The sequence below is a fragment of the uncultured Phycicoccus sp. genome (assembly GCF_947495705.1).
Taxonomy (GTDB): Bacteria; Actinomycetota; Actinomycetes; order Actinomycetales; family Dermatophilaceae; genus Phycicoccus.
Map to the genome: position 1 here is coordinate 133,561 of NZ_CANLZR010000007.1, position 15,834 is coordinate 149,394.

Annotated in this window: 19 protein-coding genes; 7 read left to right on the forward strand and 12 right to left on the reverse strand. The window is 72.7% G+C overall.

Going from position 1 to position 15,834, the window contains the following annotated elements; all coding sequences use genetic code 11:
• Positions 1-17: 17 nt before the first annotated feature.
• The 5 genes from Q0963_RS11475 to Q0963_RS11495 are packed head-to-tail and all read right to left on the reverse strand — an operon-like array spanning position 18 to position 5,532.
• Complete coding sequence (locus Q0963_RS11475) at positions 18-1,247, reverse strand: CehA/McbA family metallohydrolase (protein ID WP_299445812.1); 1,230 nt, start codon at positions 1,245-1,247, stop codon at positions 18-20.
• Positions 1,244-2,329, reverse strand: a complete 1,086-nt coding sequence (locus Q0963_RS11480) for an ABC transporter ATP-binding protein (RefSeq protein ID WP_299445815.1) — start codon at positions 2,327-2,329, stop codon at positions 1,244-1,246. Before Q0963_RS11480 ends, Q0963_RS11475 begins: the two co-directional genes overlap by 4 nt.
• Positions 2,329-3,156 (reverse strand): carbohydrate ABC transporter permease, encoded by an 828-nt coding sequence (locus Q0963_RS11485; RefSeq protein WP_299445818.1) that lies wholly within the window; start codon positions 3,154-3,156, stop codon positions 2,329-2,331. Before Q0963_RS11485 ends, Q0963_RS11480 begins: the two co-directional genes overlap by 1 nt.
• Positions 3,153-4,130 carry a carbohydrate ABC transporter permease gene (locus Q0963_RS11490; RefSeq protein WP_299445820.1) on the reverse strand — a complete coding sequence of 326 codons (978 nt, stop codon included), beginning with the start codon at positions 4,128-4,130 and terminating at the stop codon, positions 3,153-3,155. Before Q0963_RS11490 ends, Q0963_RS11485 begins: the two co-directional genes overlap by 4 nt.
• A complete protein-coding gene (locus Q0963_RS11495) occupies positions 4,105-5,532 on the reverse strand; it encodes an extracellular solute-binding protein (RefSeq protein ID WP_299445822.1) in 1,428 nt (475 codons plus the stop codon). Before Q0963_RS11495 ends, Q0963_RS11490 begins: the two co-directional genes overlap by 26 nt.
• 230 nt (positions 5,533-5,762) lie before the next feature.
• On the opposite strand from Q0963_RS11495, the gene Q0963_RS11500 reads away from it, so the two are divergent.
• Genes Q0963_RS11500 through Q0963_RS11510 form a run of 3 tightly spaced genes read left to right on the forward strand, consistent with a single transcriptional unit; the run spans position 5,763 to position 7,908 of the window.
• Positions 5,763-6,989, forward strand: a complete 1,227-nt coding sequence (locus tag Q0963_RS11500; protein WP_299445824.1) for an inorganic phosphate transporter — start codon at positions 5,763-5,765, stop codon at positions 6,987-6,989.
• Positions 6,990-7,003: 14 nt separating this feature from the next.
• Complete coding sequence (locus Q0963_RS11505) at positions 7,004-7,312, forward strand: hypothetical protein (RefSeq protein WP_299445827.1); 309 nt, start codon at positions 7,004-7,006, stop codon at positions 7,310-7,312.
• Positions 7,313-7,320: 8 nt separating this feature from the next.
• Positions 7,321-7,908: a DUF3349 domain-containing protein gene (locus tag Q0963_RS11510; RefSeq protein ID WP_299445829.1), complete on the forward strand. Its 588-nt coding sequence runs from the start codon at positions 7,321-7,323 to the stop codon at positions 7,906-7,908.
• Between the two features lie 116 nt (positions 7,909-8,024).
• On the opposite strand, the gene Q0963_RS11515 is transcribed toward Q0963_RS11510, so the two are convergent.
• The 4 genes from Q0963_RS11515 to Q0963_RS11530 form a co-directional block, all read right to left on the reverse strand.
• Entirely contained in the window at positions 8,025-8,318 is a 294-nt protein-coding gene (locus tag Q0963_RS11515) for a DUF3263 domain-containing protein (protein ID WP_299445832.1), read from the reverse strand.
• A 165-nt stretch (positions 8,319-8,483) separates the two neighbouring features.
• Positions 8,484-9,851, reverse strand: a complete 1,368-nt coding sequence (locus tag Q0963_RS11520; RefSeq protein ID WP_299445835.1) for an aminotransferase class V-fold PLP-dependent enzyme — start codon at positions 9,849-9,851, stop codon at positions 8,484-8,486.
• 10 nt (positions 9,852-9,861) lie between these two features.
• A complete protein-coding gene (locus tag Q0963_RS11525) occupies positions 9,862-10,524 on the reverse strand; it encodes an HAD family hydrolase (RefSeq protein WP_299445838.1) in 663 nt (220 codons plus the stop codon).
• Between the two features lie 5 nt (positions 10,525-10,529).
• Entirely contained in the window at positions 10,530-11,147 is a 618-nt protein-coding gene (locus Q0963_RS11530) for a MarR family winged helix-turn-helix transcriptional regulator (protein ID WP_299445840.1), read from the reverse strand.
• An 85-nt stretch (positions 11,148-11,232) separates the two neighbouring features.
• On the opposite strand from Q0963_RS11530, the gene Q0963_RS11535 reads away from it, so the two are divergent.
• Positions 11,233-11,601 carry a DoxX family protein gene (locus tag Q0963_RS11535; RefSeq protein WP_299445842.1) on the forward strand — a complete coding sequence of 123 codons (369 nt, stop codon included), beginning with the start codon at positions 11,233-11,235 and terminating at the stop codon, positions 11,599-11,601.
• 13 nt (positions 11,602-11,614) lie between these two features.
• Here the strand turns inward: Q0963_RS11535 and Q0963_RS11540 are convergent, their stop codons facing one another.
• From Q0963_RS11540 to Q0963_RS11550, 3 genes are read right to left on the reverse strand one after another with little or no spacing between them, the layout of a single operon-like run.
• Positions 11,615-12,046, reverse strand: coding sequence for an arsenate reductase ArsC (locus Q0963_RS11540; protein ID WP_299445844.1), 432 nt, complete (start codon positions 12,044-12,046; stop codon positions 11,615-11,617).
• On the reverse strand, positions 12,043-13,158 hold the full coding sequence (arsB, locus tag Q0963_RS11545; protein ID WP_299445847.1) for an ACR3 family arsenite efflux transporter: 1,116 nt from the start codon (positions 13,156-13,158) through the stop codon (positions 12,043-12,045). The genes Q0963_RS11540 and arsB overlap by 4 nt, the downstream gene beginning before the upstream one ends.
• Complete coding sequence (locus tag Q0963_RS11550; protein WP_299445849.1) at positions 13,155-13,679, reverse strand: ArsI/CadI family heavy metal resistance metalloenzyme; 525 nt, start codon at positions 13,677-13,679, stop codon at positions 13,155-13,157. The genes arsB and Q0963_RS11550 overlap by 4 nt, the downstream gene beginning before the upstream one ends.
• 114 nt (positions 13,680-13,793) lie before the next feature.
• Here Q0963_RS11550 and Q0963_RS11555 point away from each other — a divergent pair, with 114 nt between their 5' ends.
• The 3 genes from Q0963_RS11555 to Q0963_RS11565 all read left to right on the forward strand — a co-directional run bounded on the left by Q0963_RS11555 (position 13,794) and on the right by Q0963_RS11565 (position 15,833).
• Positions 13,794-14,147 (forward strand): helix-turn-helix transcriptional regulator, encoded by a 354-nt coding sequence (locus Q0963_RS11555; RefSeq protein WP_299445852.1) that lies wholly within the window; start codon positions 13,794-13,796, stop codon positions 14,145-14,147.
• 145 nt (positions 14,148-14,292) lie between these two features.
• Entirely contained in the window at positions 14,293-14,991 is a 699-nt protein-coding gene (locus tag Q0963_RS11560; protein ID WP_299445855.1) for a uracil-DNA glycosylase, read from the forward strand.
• Positions 14,988-15,833 carry an SGNH/GDSL hydrolase family protein gene (locus Q0963_RS11565; RefSeq protein WP_299445858.1) on the forward strand — a complete coding sequence of 282 codons (846 nt, stop codon included), beginning with the start codon at positions 14,988-14,990 and terminating at the stop codon, positions 15,831-15,833. Before Q0963_RS11560 ends, Q0963_RS11565 begins: the two co-directional genes overlap by 4 nt.
• Position 15,834 lies beyond the last annotated feature (1 nt).

Genomic DNA, 15,834 nt, shown 5'->3' on the forward strand with positions numbered 1-15,834 from the left:
TCTCCTCGGGTCGGGGGTCAGGACGAGATGGCGAGCACGCGGCGGTCGTCGCGCTCGAGCAGGTGGGGCCCGCCGTGGTTCCCGACGGTGACGTGGTCCCCGCGGACCGGGGTGCGTCGGCCGTCGGGGCAGACCAGCTGGCCGCCGTCGGCGCCGACCGCGTGGAGGTCGTCGCCGAGGCGGAGCAACACCGGGGCGTCCGGACCGGCAGCGACGGCCGTGCGCCCGGCGGCCATCGCCCCGAGCACGTCACCGTCGGCGGCCAGGACCCACGTCGTCGGCGACCCAGGCGAGGCGGTGGCCGGGTCGTGGACGTCGCTGCCCCCCAGCGGCACCGGGCGGCCGGCCGCGGACCACCAGGCGAGGCAGGCCCCGTCGCTCCGGTCGGTCCACGACGAGTGCCACACCTCGGCGTGCGAGGGCGTGGCCGCCACCCCTCCCGGCTCCCGCCAGGCGCAGTCCCCGGCGACCGGGTGGTTGACCGACAGCACACCCCCGGCCCCCACGACCTGCTCGGCCCAGGCCCGCGCCGGTCGACGGAAGTCGACCCACCCGACGTCACCGAACGCGTTGGCGTGGCCGTCGGCCGTCGTCACCTCCTGCCCGGGGAGGAGGTCGATCCCGTACCGGGCGCCGACCGCCGCGAGGTGCCGGTGGTGGCTCACCGTGTTGTGGTCGGTCACCCACAGGGCGTCCAGTCCTCGCGACGCCGCGAAGGCCGCGAGCTCGTCGAGGCTCAGGCGTCCGTCGGAGTGGCGCGTGTGCGCGTGGCAGTCCGTGGCGTGCCAGCGGAACCCGCTGGGGGCGGGCAGCTCCGGTCGGGGTGGGCGCCCGGCGAACGGGACCGGGCGCGGCGTCGGGCCGGCGTGCTCCGGCTCCACGGCACCCACCTCGACGGCGAGCGAGAAGCCGAGGCCGGCCGCCGGGACCCGGTGCAGCCCGAGCACGACCTCCCAGCGCCCCCCGGGGAGCCCCCGGTCGAGGTAGCCGGGCGTGGCGGCCGCGGGCGCGATCTCGACCACCGAGCGGGCCCCACCGGACCAGCCACGCCAGCCCAGCGGGTCGACGAGCCCGAGGTCGAGCACGCCCGCCGGCCCGCACGACCGGTCGTAGGTGAGGACCACCCGCAGCCCAGGGCTGCCGTCCGGGACGTCGAAGCCGAGCGCCGGCCACACCGACTCCGCCCGGTCCTGCGGGGTCCACGTCCCGCGCCAGGTCGCCGCCCCCACCTGCTGGGCCGGGCTCACGGCTCGATCAGCGCACCGTCCTCGTCGGCGCGGTAGAGGAGCACGCGGTCGGTCTGGGGGCGCAGGCCCAGGGGGTCGCCGACCTGCGGCTCCAGGCCCTCGGGGAGGACCGCCCGGAGCTGACGGCCCCCGGCCTCCACGGTCACCAGGACGGTGACCCCGAGGTTCTCGACGGCGGCGACGGTGCCGGCCACGACGTCGCCGTCGGCATCCTCCGGCCCCTGGGCGCCGACGTACTCGGGCCGGATGCCCCACACGACGCGCTCGCCGTCGGGGAGGTGGCGATGCGAAGGGGGCACCGGCAGGGCCAGGCCGCCCCCGACGTCGACCCGCCCGTCGACGAGGTCGCCCTCGAGGAGGTTCATCGGCGTCGCGCCGATGAAGTTGGCGACGAAGAGGCTCCCCGGCCGCTGGAAGACCTCGCGCGGCGTGCCGACCTGCCGGATGCGCCCGGCCTCCATGACGGCCATCCGGTCCGACATCGCCAGCGCCTCCGCCTGGTCGTGCGTGACGAACACGGTCGTCACCCCGAGCCGGCGCTGCAGCTGCTTGAGGAAGGTGCGGGCCTCGAGGCGCAGCCGGGCGTCGAGGTTCGACAGCGGCTCGTCGAAGAGGAACACCTGCGGGTGGCAGGCGATCGCGCGGGCGAGCGCGACGCGCTGCTGCTGGCCGCCCGAGAGCTGCGCCGGCCGCCGCTCGAGCAGCTGCCCGAGGCTCAGCGGGTCCGCGGTCCTGGCGGCGCGGTCGGCCCGCTCGGCCTTGCCGACCTTCTGGATCCGCAACGGGTAGGCGATGTTCTCGGTGACCGTCATGTGCGGGAACAGCGCGTAGTCCTGGAAGACCATCGCGACGTCACGCTCGCCCGGGTCGAGGGTCGTGACGTCACGGTCGTCGATCCGGATGAACCCCTCCGTCGCGGCTTCGAGCCCGGCGAGGGTGCGCAGCAGCGTCGTCTTCCCACAGCCCGAGGGCCCGAGGAGTGCGAAGAACTCGCCGTCCGCGATGGTGAGGTCGACGCCGTCGACGCCGCGGACGCCGTTCGGGTACTGCTTGACGAGGTCGGTGAGCTCGACGGTTGCCATCAGCCCTTGATCCCTCCTTGGAACGAGAAGCCGTAGCGGCGGTTGACGACGAGGTAGAGCAGCACGACCGGGATCGAGTACACGAGCGCGAAGGTCGAGATGAGGGCGAAGTCCGGTTGCCCGCCGGCGTCGTAGAACGTGTACATGACGACGGCGGCGGGCTGCTTCGACGGGTTGGCGAGGAGCACGTAGGGGACGAGGAAGTTGCCCCAGACCTGGACGAGCGCCCACACCCCCACCGTCGCCATCCCCGGGCGGATCACCGGCAGGACGACGTGCCCGAGGATCTGCAGCGGCTTGGCCCCGAACACCCGCGCGGACTCCTCGTAGGAGCGCGGGATGCCGTCGACGAAGTCCTTGAGCATGAAGACGGCCGCCGGCAGGAGCCCGCCGGTGAGGACGAGGATGACGCCGGTGTGGCGGTCGATGAGGTTCAGCTGGAACAACATGAGGAAGATCGGGACCATCGCGGCCGTGCCCGTGACGATCGAGGACAGCAGGAGCAGGGCGTACAGCAGCTGGTCGCGCCCGGGGACGCGCACCCGGCTCAGGGCATAGGCGGCGAGGGCGGCGAGCCCGATCACGAGCAGCGACGAGCCGCCCGCGAGCAGGATGCTGTTGCGGATGGACGGCCACACCTGGGGGTTCTCGGCGAGCTTCGCGAAGTTGCCGAGGGTCGGCGTCGAGAAGCGGACGCTGTAGGTCGGGTTCTTCGTGAAGGGCGTCAGGACGAGCCACAGCAGGGGCAGCGCGAAGAACACGACGAGGGTGCAGACGGCGGTGTAGGCCCCGATCCGGCCGACGACACCGCGGACGACGGGGTTCACGCGGCGTCCTCCTTCTTGGTCCGCAGCACCCGCAGGTAGAAGACGGCGATGACGAGGTTCGCCAGCAGCAGGAGCAGCGAGATCGCCGAGCCGTAGCCGAGGTCGCCGCCGATGATGGCCTCCCGGTAGATGTAGACGGGCAGGATCTCGCTGGCCCCGTTGGGGCCGCCGCCGGTCAGCAGGTAGGGCGAGAAGTCGTTGAACGTCCAGAGCGTGATGAGCAGCGTGTTCGTGAGGACGTGCCGCTTGACGGTCGGGAGGACGACGTCGCGCAGCTGCTGCCAGCCGCGGGCCCCCGACATCCGGGCCACCTCCAGGTGCGAGCGCGGCACCGTGTTGAGCGCCGCGCTGTAGAGGAGCATCGAGAACGCCGCACCCCGCCAGATGTTGAAGATGACGATGACGAGCATCGGGTGGTCCAGGACCCACGCCTGGCCCGAGGTGTCGAGGATCGCGTTGAGGGTGCCGGCCCGGCGGTCGAGCAGCGCCTGCCAGAGGAACGCGACGACCGACCCCGGGAGGATCCACGCGAGCAGCACGAGGATGGTCAGGGCCGGCCGGACGAACCGGTGGGCCGAGCGGAGGTACCAGGCCAGCAGGAAGCCCAGGATGTTCTGCCCGATGACCGCGGACCCGCCGACGTAGAGCAGGGTGAGGTAGAGGGACCGGTGGAACCCGGGGTCGCCGAGCGCCTCGACGTAGTTCCCGAGCCCGACGAAGACGGGCTCCTTCGCGCCGGACCCGCTCAGGCTGTAGTCGAGCAGCCCGAGGTAGATCGTCCAGATGGCCGGGAAGACGAGGAAGATCCCGATGACGACCAGGGCCGGGGCGACGAACCCGAGGGCCCGGCCCCGCCCCAGCCCGGCGACGTCCTGGTCCTGTCTCGCCGTCCGCGCGGGTGCGGGCGCCCCGACGTCGGGGGGCCGGGCGTCGGTCCCCGGCCGCGGCTCAGCCGCCGGCGACGCGGTCGGCACCGACGGCCTTCTCGAGCGAGCGCTGGTAGGTCCGCGCGGCCTCGTCCGGGGCCGCACCGCCCACGACGTCCGCGGTCGCCTGCTGGATGGCGAGCGAGACCTCGTTGTACTTCTCGTCCGAGGGCCGGTAGGTCGTGATGGGCAGCACCTCCTCGGAGATGAAGCTGAGCAGCGGGTCGTCGGCCAGCGTCTCGGCGTTGACGTCGTTGCGGGCCGAGATGCGGATCTGGGCCTCGGACAGCGCGGTCTGCATCTCCGCCGACGCCATGAACGCCATGAGCTCCCACGCCTGCTGCGGGTACTGCGTCTTGGGGCTGATCATCCAGCCCGCGCCGCCGGACACGCTGACGAAGTCCTGCCCGTCGACGCCGGCGCCCGGGGTCTTCGCGGGGATCTTCGCCCAGCCGACGACCTCGTCCCGGTCCGGCATCGAGGTGGCGCCGCAGTCGTCCTCGCTCGGGCAGATGACCGACCGCCAGAAGTAGTCGCCCTCGGCGAGGATGCCGATCCTGCCCTCGGCGAACTCGGCGAAGGACTGGTCGCGGCCCGCCTTGTCCTGCTGCATGCGCGGGTCACCGAGCCCCTCGCCGTAGACGGTCCGGTAGAAGCCGAGCACGTCGGTCACCCCGGGGGTCGCCCCCTGCCAGGTGCCGGCCGCCTCGTCGTAGAGCGGGCTGCCGGTGCCGGCGAGGAGCGGCAGGAAGCCCTGGGCCGTCGTCGCCTCGCCCATCGGCACCCCGGCGTTGATCTGGATCGGGGTGACCCCGTCGAGCTTCTTCAGGGCCCGGCCCGCGGTGAGCACGTCCTCCCACGAGGTCGGCTGCCAGTCGGCCGGCAGCCCGGCCTTCTCGAGGAGGGTCTTGTTGAGGTAGAGCACGCGGCCGTCGGTGCCGTTCGGGATGCCGTACCGCTCCCCCTTGAACGACATGTTCTGCTGCACCGACTCCGAGATCTGGCTCCACCCGTCCCAGCCGGCCGCGGCCTCGCCGACGACGTCGTCCAGGGGCTGCACGTAGCCGGCCGCGGCGAGCTCCCCGAGCCAGATGCCGTCGGCGGCGAACACGTCCGAACCGCTGCCGGTCCGCAGGTTCAGCTCGAGCTTGGTCTTGTACTGCTCGTCCTCGACGCCCGCGCCGTTGAAGGTGACGTCGGCCGTCACGCCCTTGGCCTTCTGCTGCTCGACGAACGCCGGGATGACGGTGTCCTCGATCCAGGCGGCCTCGGCGGCGTTCTTGCCACCCTTGATGTCGTTGGCGCTGATGACGAGGGTGACGTTCTTCGCGTCGGCGTTCGCGTCGGGGTCGGCCGCGGGACCGGAGTCCTTGGCCCCCACACAGCCGGTGAGCAGGGTCGCGGCCGCGATGCCGAGAACGGCGGCGCGGCTCGGGCGTGATGGTCGCATCGTTGCGGATCCTCCCGGAGGGGCGGGCCGGCGGTCACCGGCCACGGGCCGCTGCTGGCCCGTCGGTGACGACCTTTGCACAGAAAGTCACACTAATGATCCCAAGCGTGTCACTTTTTGACGACCTGACCGGGGCGGGGAGGGCGGGCGTGACCTCGGCCGGCGCTCCGGTTCGGGGCGGCGAGGCCGCGGCTTGGTGAATGTTCCCCGACACCGCACACTGTTCCCTCGTGGACGCAGCAACCATCATCCTCGCGCTCGTCATCGTGACCGCGCTGGCCTTCGACTTCACGAACGGCTTTCACGACACGGCGAACGCCATGGCGGCGTCCATCTCGACGGGGGCCCTGGCACCCAAGGTCGCGGTCGGGCTGTCGGCGGTGCTCAACCTCGTGGGCGCGTTCCTGTCGGTCGAGGTCGCGCTCACCGTGTCCAACGCCGTCATCAAGATCCAGGACGCGGACGGGGCCCCCCGCCCCGAGCTCCTCAGCGATGGCGGGTCGGCGCTGCTGCTCATCATCCTGGCCGGGCTCGTCGGCGGCATCGTCTGGAACCTGTTCACCTGGCTGCTGGGCCTGCCCTCGAGCTCGTCGCACGCGCTGCTCGGGGGGCTCACCGGGGCGGGTGCCGCCGGACTTGGGTTCGCCGGGGTCAAGTGGACCGGCGACGGGACCAAGCTCGACGGGGTCGTCGGCAAGATCCTGCTGCCCTCGCTGCTGTCGCCGATCGTCGCGATGGCCGTCGCGTTCGTCGGCTGCTGGCTCGTGCACCGCGTCACCCGGTCGGTCATGCACCGGCTCGAGGAGCGGCACTTCCGGTGGGGCCAGATCGGCAGCGCGTCGCTCGTCTCGATCGCGCACGGCACCAACGACGCCCAGAAGACGATGGGCGTCATGACCCTCGCCCTCATCGCGAGCGGCCACTGGGAGCGCACCGACGCTGTGCCCCTGTGGGTCAAGCTGTCCGCGGCCATTGCGATCGCCCTCGGCACCTACATCGGCGGGTGGCGCATCATCCGCACCCTCGGCAAGGGGCTGGTCGACATCACCCCGCGGCAGGGCCTGTCCAGCGACGGCTCGACCGCAGCCGTGCTCCTGGCGGCCAGCCACCTCGGCTTCGCCCTGTCGACGACCCACGTCGCCACCGGGTCGGTGCTCGGCGGTGGCCTGGGCCGCGGCACGCACGTCCGGTGGGCGACCGCAGGGCGCATGGTCGTCGCGTGGGCGATGACCTTCCCGATCGCGGCCGGCATGGGCGCGCTCATGTGGTGGGCCGGCCACACCCTGGGGGGCCTCACCGGCGCGGTGCTCATCTTCACGATCCTGTGTGCCGCGGCGGGCTGGATGTACCACCGGTCCCGCCTCCAGCACGTGGGTGCGCACAACGTCAACGCCGAGTGGGACCGCCCCAAGGACGTCCTCGACCAGCACGCCCCCACCAAGACCCCCACCCACTGAGCGAAGGAGCCACGATGCGCAGTCTCGAACTCGCCCTCCTCGGCGCCGGCAAGGTCCTCTTCGCGGGCCTCGTCTTCGGGGCCGGACTCCCCGTCGTCTACGCCCTCGCGATGCGCGCCCTCACCATCGGCTCCTCCACGGTCGTCGACGACGGCGGGCGGGCGCACACCCAGCCCAGCACGCTCGGGCGGGCCCTGGCCGGCCTGCTCATCGCGCTCATCGTCGGAGGCGTCGTGCTCGGTCTCGTCCTCATCGTCGCGAGCGGCTTCGGCAAGGCCGTCAGCTTCGAGCACGTCATCCCGACCATCGTCGACGAGAAGTGAGCCGTTCGATGCCCCAGCTGTCCCACTCGGTCCTCGGCCACATCCGGGCCGGCTTCCCCGACGGCGTCCCGGACGCCGAGGCGGCCGCCCTGAGCGCCGTCCTGCAGGAACGCCTCGGCACCGCCGCCGCCCACGACGTCCTGCGCACGCTCGCCGCCGAGGGACTGCTGTCCGGCACCGCCCTGCGGGCACTGGTGCCCGAGGACACGCAGGTCCGACAGGTGTCCGCCAAGCTCGTCCTGGGCGGCTGGCCGCTGAGCGGGCTCGAGGAGGACGAGGAGGCGCCTCCGCACGAGGGCAGCCCCCTCGCGCGCATCGTCAACTGGCTCCGCGAGGGCTACCCCGGCGGGGTGCCCGACCACGACTACGTCCCGCTGCTCGCCCTCCTGGAGCGGCGCCTCACCCGCTCGGAGGTCAAGAAGGTCGCGAAGGCGCTGCGCCGTGCCGACGTCAGCCCCGCGGGCCCGCGTGACATCGCCGCCGCCATCACGTCCTACACCCACACCGACCCGAGCGACGAGGACCTGCGCCGGGTGCGCGCCCAGCTCGCGAAGAAGGGCTGGCCCGTGGAGTTCCCCGACCCCGACCTGCCCTAGCGCTGGCCTCCGGCCCGGGTGCGGACACAGCGCTGGCCTCCGGCCCGGGTGCGGACACAGAGACGCCCGTCCGGCTTCCCTCACGGACGGGCGTCACTGGTCCTGGTGGCCGCGGGTCAGGGCTCCATCCCGAGGCGGCGGGCCGAGCGGGCGCGCTGGCGGCTGGCCCGGAGCCGGCGCAGGCGCTTGACGAGCATCGGGTCGTGGGCCATCGCGACCTGGCTGTCGATGAGGGAGTTGAGCACCTGGTAGTACCGGGTGGAGCTCATGTCGAAGAGCTCCTTGATCGCGGTCTCCTTGGAGCCGGCGTACTTCCACCACTGGCGCTCGAAGGCCAGGATCTCGCGGTCGCGCTCGGACAGGTCCGGGGCGAGAACGGCGGTGCTGGCGTGATCGGAGGCGGCGCTCACGGTGTGGTCTGGGCCCTTCGGTCTCGTCGTGCGGTGGTCCCCCGAGTCTATCGGAGAGAATGACACTCGTGTCATTCCCTTCGGCCGGATGCTGCGTGTCGGCTGGACACATCACAGCGCACCCAACTCACGAGTCACATCCGCCTCAGCCGCCCCAGCCGGGGGTCACATCGTCGTGTCGAGGATGAGCCGGATGTCGTCCTCGGTCGTCAGCGGGTTGACGATCGCGAACCGCGCCAGCGTCTCGCCGCGGTGCGTCGTCGGGACGACGAAGGCGACCTCGTCGGCGAGCAGTCGGTCCGACCACGCCTGGTAGTCGGCCGGGGTCCACCCGAGCCGGCGGAACACGACGACCGAGAGGTCCCGCTCCCGGACCAGCTCGAGATGGTCGCGGCGCGCGATCTCGGCCGCCGCGAACCGGGCCACCTCGAGGGTGTGCTCGACGGCGGCGGCGTACGCGTCGGTGCCGTTGACGACGAGCGAGAACCAGAACGGCAGGCCGCGCGCGCGACGGGTCAGCCCGACGGAGTAGTCGGTGGGGTTCCAGTCCGTCGCCTCGGTGAGCACGTCGAGGTAGCCGGCCCGCTGGGTGTGCGCGGCCCGGGCGAGCGCCGGCTGCCGGTACAGCAGCGCGCAGCAGTCGAACGGCGCGAAGAGCCACTTGTGCGGGTCGACGATGAACGAGTCGCAGTGCTCGATCCCGTCGTACAGCGCGCGGACCGAGGGGGCCACGAGCCCGGCGCCCCCGTACGCGCCGTCGACGTGGAACCAGAGGCCGTTCTCCCGGCAGACCCGCGCGACGGACGCGAGGTCGTCGACGATGCCGAAGTTCGTCGTCCCGGCGGTCGCGACGACGGCGAAGAACGTCTCGGGGCCGTGGGCCTCGAGGGCGGCCCGCAGGGCCTCCCCGGTGAGCCGCCCCGCGTCGTCGGCAGCGACCCCCACGAGCTCGGCGTCCATCACCTCGCACGCGGAGGCGATGGAGCTGTGCGCCCCCTCGGTGGCCGCCACCCGCCACGGCCGGACGGCCACGGGGGCGCCGTCGCGTGCCGCCGACCTGGCCGCGACGAGCGCCGACAGGTTGCCGATGGTGCCGCCCGGGACGAAGACCCCGCCGGCCTCGTCGGGCATGCCGACGAGGTCGGCGATCCACCGCAGCGCCTGGTTCTCGGCCCACACCGCGCCCGCCCCCTCGAGCCAGGAGCCGGCATAGACCGACGACGCCCCGACGACGAGGTCGAACATCACCGAGGCGTCCGAGGGGGCGCAGGGGATGAAGGACAGGAAGCGCGGGTGGTCGGTCGAGAGGCACGCCGGCGCGAGCTCGTCGGTGAAGATCCGCATCGCCTCGGCGCCGCCGACGCCCGAGGCGGTGATCGTCGAGCCGAGCGCCGCGTCGAGGTCCGCGCGGGTCCGGGTCCGGTCCAGCGGCGGCTCCATCCGGATCCGCTCCTCGGCGTAGTCCGTGATGACCTGGAGGAGGTCCGCGAGCTCCTCGTGCGGTCGGAGGGTGAAGTTCGGGCGCGCGCTCACGCGCCGGAGTCTAGGAGCCGGCCAGGGGCAGCAGCAGGCCGACGAGCCCCGCGACGTCGCCGACGAGGGCGTCGGGGCTCTCGGCGGCGAGAGCCTCGACCTCACCCGCGCCCCAGGTGACGGCGACGGCCGCCATCCCGGCGGCCCGGGCGGCCTGCAGGTCGACGGTGGCGTCCCCGACGTAGGCGCACGTCGCGGGGTCGACACCGAGCGCGGCGGCGCCGTGCAGCAGCGGGTCGGGCGCCGGCTTGTGCCGCGTCGTGTCCTCGAGCCCCGCCACGACGTCGATGAGGTGGTCGGCCCCGACCGCCTCGAGCGCGATGCGGGCGGTGTCCCGGCGCTTCGAGGTGACGACCGCGGTGCGGACACCGGCGGCGGTGAGCTCCTCGAGCATCCACGGCACCCCGTCGTAGCGCCGGATGAGCCGCGCGGTATTCGCGAGGTTCCACTCGCGGTAGGCAGCGTCGAGGGCGTGACCGTGCTCGGGTGACTCCTCGAGCAGCGCCTCGAGCAGTGGGCGGCCGATCCACGCCCGCGCCCGCGCCTCGTCGACCTCCTCGCCGAGCACGACCCGGAAGGCGTGCTGGTACGAGGCGACGATGAGCGGGATGGTGTCGGCCAGCGTCCCGTCGAGGTCGAAGAAGACGGTGGGCCAGCGGGGCGAGGAGGTCACCCGCGTCAGTCTGCCGGGGCGGCCCGGACCGAGGGCAAGGCGGGGCCCGGACAGCCCCCCTTGCCGACCGCGCCATCGAGGGCCCCTTCCCGGTCGGTGCCGCAGGCAGCCCCCGGGGCCTCCTCCACGCCGCGGGCCGACAACGCCTGCAGGGTGGACGGGTCCACGACGGCCAGGATCGAACAGAAGGCCTCGCGCAGGACCCGGCCGTGGCCGGGTCCGAGCCGGTCCACGACGAGCTCACGCACCGCGCGAACGTGGCCGGGCGCGGCGGCCTCGATGGCGTCCCACCCGGCATCGGTCATCCGCGCCACGGTGAACCGCCGGTCGGTCGGATCGGGACTGCGCACCAGCAGGCCACGGCTCTCGAGCCGGCTGGCCACGTGCGAGAGCCGGGAGAGGGACCCGTTCGCGAGGCCCGCGAGCTCGCTCATCCGCGCCGTGCGGTCGGCCCGCTCGGAGAGCACCGCGAGGGTCATGTACTCGAAGAACGTCAGCCCCGCGTCCCGGGTCAGCTGGGCGTCCAGGGCGGCGGGGAGCTTCATCATCGTCGCCGACAGCACGAGCCACGTGGCGTGCTCTTCGTCATTGAGCCACAGAGGACCGTCGTCGGAGGTATTCACGGCCTCATCCTACCCGTGACTTGACGTTTCAAGTGACTCCCCTGCACTATGAGTTGAAGCGTCAACTCAATCGAAGGTGAAGTACATGGACATCGCAGTGTGGATCGTCAGCGGGCTGCTGGCCCTCGTCTTCCTGGCCGCCGCGGCGACCAAGCTCACCCAGTCGAAGGAACAGCTGGAGGGTGACCCCAAGATGGCCTGGACCCAGGACTTCGGCGAGGGCACCATCCGGCTCGTCGCCGGCCTCGAGGTTCTCGGAGCCCTCGGACTGGTCCTGCCGCGAGCCCTGGACATCGCGCCGGTCCTCGCGCCGTTGGCCGCCACCGGACTCGCGGCCGTCATGCTCGGCGCCATCGTCACCCACGTCCGGCGTCGCGAGCAGGGAGCCCTGCCGATGAACATCGGGCTGCTCGTCCTCGCGGCCTTCGTGGCCACCACGGGGTTCGCCGCCTGAGCGACCCGGGGCCTCAGGCGACCGGAGCGACGCCGAGCTCGTCGAGGAGACCGAGGACCCGCGTGCGGATCTCGTCGCGGATGGGCCGGACGACCTCGATCCCCTGCCCGGCGGGGTCCTCGAGCACCCAGTCCTCGTAGCGCGTCCCGGGGAAGTACGGGCACGTGTCGCCGCAGCCCATCGTCACGACGACGTCCGAGGCCTGGACCGCGTCGGCGGTGAGCACCTTCGGCTGCTCCGCCGAGATGTCGATGCCCTCTTCGCGCATCGCCTCGACGGCGACGGGGTTGACGGCAGTGCCCGGCGCGCTGCCCGCCGACCGGACCTCGACGGCCCCACCGGACAGGTGGGTGAGGTACGCGGCGGCCATCTGCGACCGGCCGGCGTTGTGCACGCAGACGAAGAGGACCGAGGGCCGGTCGGCGGTGTGCGGGTCGCTGCTCATGCGGGGCTCCTGGTGGTCGAGGTCGCGGCGCCTGACCCACGCTGGGCGAAGCGGCTGCGCAGGGCGAGGCTGACATAGACGAGGCCGACGAGGACGGGCACCTCGATGAGCGGGCCGACGACGCCGGCCAGCGCCTGCCCGGAGGTGACCCCGAAGGTCGCGATCGCGACGGCGATGGCGAGCTCGAAGTTGTTGCCGGCGGCCGTGAAGGCCAGGGTCGTCGTCCGCTCGTACGTCATCCCGAGCCAGCGTCCGAGGACGAAGCCGCCGCCCCACATCAACGCGAAGTACGCGAGGAGGGGCAGTGCGATGCGGGCGACGTCGAACGGCCGGCTCGTGATCTGCTCGCCCTGGAGGGCGAAGAGCACGACGATCGTGAACAGGAGGCCGTAGAGCGCCCACGGGCCGACCCTCGGCAGGAAGGACCGCTCGTAGGCCGCACGGCCCCAGCGCTTCTCGCCGACCCGGCGGGACAGGTAGCCCAGGAGCAGGGGGACGCCGAGGAAGACCAGGACCGAGCCCGCGATCGACCACGGGGAGACGTCGAGGTCGGACTGGGGCAGCCCGAGCCAGCCGGGGAGGACGGAGAGGTAGAACCAACCGAGGCCGGCGAAGGCGATGACCTGGAAGACCGAGTTGAGGGCGACGAGGACGGCGGCGGCCTCCCGGTCCCCGCACGCGAGGTCGTTCCAGATGATGACCATCGCGATGCACCGTGCGAGGCCCACGATGATGAGCCCGGTCCGGTACTCGGGCAGGTCCGGCAGCAGCAGCCACGCGAGTGCGAACATCAGCGCCGGACCGAGGACCCAGTTGAGGACGAGGCTGGCGCCGAGCATCCGTCGGTCGCCGGTCACCGAGTCGAGCCGGTCGTAGCGGACCTTGGCGAGGACCGGGTACATCATGACGAGGAGCCCGACGGCGATCGGCAGCGAGACGCCGTCGACCTCCACCGTCGAGAGTGCCGCGCCGAGCCCCGGGACGACCCGCCCCAGGACCAGGCCCGCCACCATGGCGAGGCCGATCCACACAGGGAGGTAGCGGTCGAGGGTGGAGAGGCGGGCCGCCACCGCGGGGGTGGCGGCCGGCCGGGTCTCGGAGTGTGCGGTCACGAGCAGCAGGCCTCTTGCTTCTGGTCGGAGGGGACGGTGGTGGCGGTGCCGGTGGCGTCCGCGCTGCAGCAGCGCCCGTCGCCGAGGATCTCGAGACTGGCACTGGCGGGCCGGGCGTTCGCAGGGTCGTCGTCCTTGACGGTGTAGACCTCCCACGGCGCGCCGGCGGGGTCGTGCACCCAGACCTTGTCCTGGAGCGCGTAGCAGCACGTCGTGTCGTTCTCGTCGAAGGCTGCCAGACCGGCGGCGGAGAACCGCGCGCGGGCCTCGGCGACGTCGTCGGTGGACGGGACCTCGACGCCGAGGTGGTTGAGCGCCCCGGCCGGCCCGGTGCCCCGGGTCTGCTCACTCGTCTCGATGAGGACGAGCTTGAGCGGCGGCTCGGTGACCGCGAAGTTCGCGTAGCCCGGCCGGCGCTTGTGCGGCTCCACCCCGAACATCGCGGAGTAGAAGGCGACGGACGCCTCGAGGTCGGACACGTTGAGGGCGAGCTGGACGCGACTGGTGGTCGCACTGGTCATGGGGCACCTCCGGTGAGAGAGTACATCGACACTCGTCGATGCGATGTCACCAGGTCACCACATAACATCGATCTGTGTCAATATAGATGTGCGTCGATTTCTTAGGAGCCTGCCATGCCGACCCGATACCTTCCGGTCATCACCCCGCCCACCTCCACCTCCGGGTGCTGCGGGATCGGTGTCGACGGCGGGCTCTCGCGCGACCAGGCCGAGGCGAGCGCGACCCTGCTCAAGGCGGTCGCCGACCCCGCGCGCCTGCGGCTGCTCAGCGCGATCCGGGCGACCGAGGGGGGCGAGGCCTGCGTCTGTGACCTCACCGAGCTCGTCGGCCTCGCCCAGCCCACGGTCTCCCACCACCTCAAGGTGCTCGTCGACGCCGGCTTCCTCGAGCGCGAGAAGCGCGGGACGTGGGCCTGGTTCCGGATCGTGCCGGCCCGCCTCGCCGAGGCCCGCAGCATCTTCGACTGACCCCTCCCCCACTCCCGCCCCACCCCGCACCTCCCCCGGGCTTCCCCACTTTTCAGGCCGGCGCCCGCCGACACGCCGCGTTCGCTGCGCATCACGCGGATGCCAGCATGAAAGGTCGGGCAAGGGCGGGGTTACCGTGGGGTCGATGCCCACGCCGCCCGCCCCGAGCCCCGCGATGCCCCTGCGTGACCTCGTGCACCCCACGTGGGCGGACGCGCTGGCGCCGGTCGAGCCGGCGGTCACCCGCCTCGGCGAGTTCCTCCGCGCGGAGGTCGCGTCCGGGCGCGGCTACCTGCCCGCCGGGCCGCACGTCCTCCGCGCGTTCCAGCAGCCGCTCGACGGGGTCCGGGTGCTCATCGTGGGCCAGGACCCGTACCCGACGCCGGGGCACGCCATGGGGCTGTCCTTCTCGGTGAACCCCGACGTCACACCCGTCCCGCGAAGCCTCGTCAACATCTACGCCGAGCTCGAGAGCGACCTCGGCCTGCCGCGTCCGAGCAGCGGCGACCTCACCCCGTGGGCCGACCAGGGCGTCCTGCTGCTCAACCGCGTCCTCACGGTGCGGCCCGGCACGCCCGCCAGTCATCGCGGGCTCGGCTGGGAGGAGGTGACGGGCCGCGCCATCGAGGCCCTCGTAGAGCGGGGCGGGCCGCTCGTCGCGATCCTCTGGGGTCGCGACGCCCGCTCACTCGCTCCGCACCTGCACGGCATCCCGTGCATCGAGTCCGCGCACCCGAGCCCGCTGTCTGCCCGCCATGGGTTCTTCGGGTCGCGGCCCTTCTCGCGCACCAACCAGCTGCTCACCGAGGCCGGCGCCGACCCGGTCGACTGGAGGCTCCCGTGACCCCCGCCCACGACCCCCACCGCGTCTGGACCCGGTACGTCGCGATCGGGGACTCCTTCACCGAGGGCATGTCCGACGCCGACCCCGAGCGCGAGGACCGGTTCGTCGGCTGGGCCGACCGGCTCGCCCACCACCTCGACTCGGTCGCCGAGCGCGCGCACCTGCCGTTCGGGTACGCCAACCTCGCGGTCCGCGGCCGCACCCTGTCCGATGTCGTCGGGCCGCAGCTCGACACCGCCCTGACGATGGGCCCGGACCTCGTCTCGATGGTCGGCGGCGGCAACGACCTGCTCCGGCCGAGCGTGGACCTCGACGGGCTGGCGCAGCGCATCGAGGACGCCGTGGTGCGCCTGCGGTCCAGCGGCGCGGACGTGCTGCTCGCCACGCCGACCGACACCCGCGACGCCGGCCTGTTCCGAGCCCTGCGGGGGCGCCATGCCGTGCATGCGGCGAACATCTTCACGATCGCCCACGAGCACGACTGCTTCGTCGTCAACCTCTGGGGGATGGCGTCGCTGCGTGACTGGCGGATGTGGTCCGAGGACCGGATCCACCTGACCTCCGAGGGGCACCGGCGGGTGTCCCTGGCCGCTCTGACGGCGCTCGGCCACAGCACCGACGTCGCGGACTGGTCGACGCCGCTGCCGGCGCCCGACCGTGCGACGAGACGCGAGGAGCTGCGCGAGCACGCCACGTGGGTCCGCACCCATGCCGCACCCTGGATCGAGCGGCGGGTCCGGGGCACGTCGTCGGGCGACGGGCGGGAGGCGAAGCGCCCGCGGCTCGAGCACTTCCGCGACCCCGCCCAGGCCCCCGCGCCGCACGCTCTCCCCGACGCCTGAG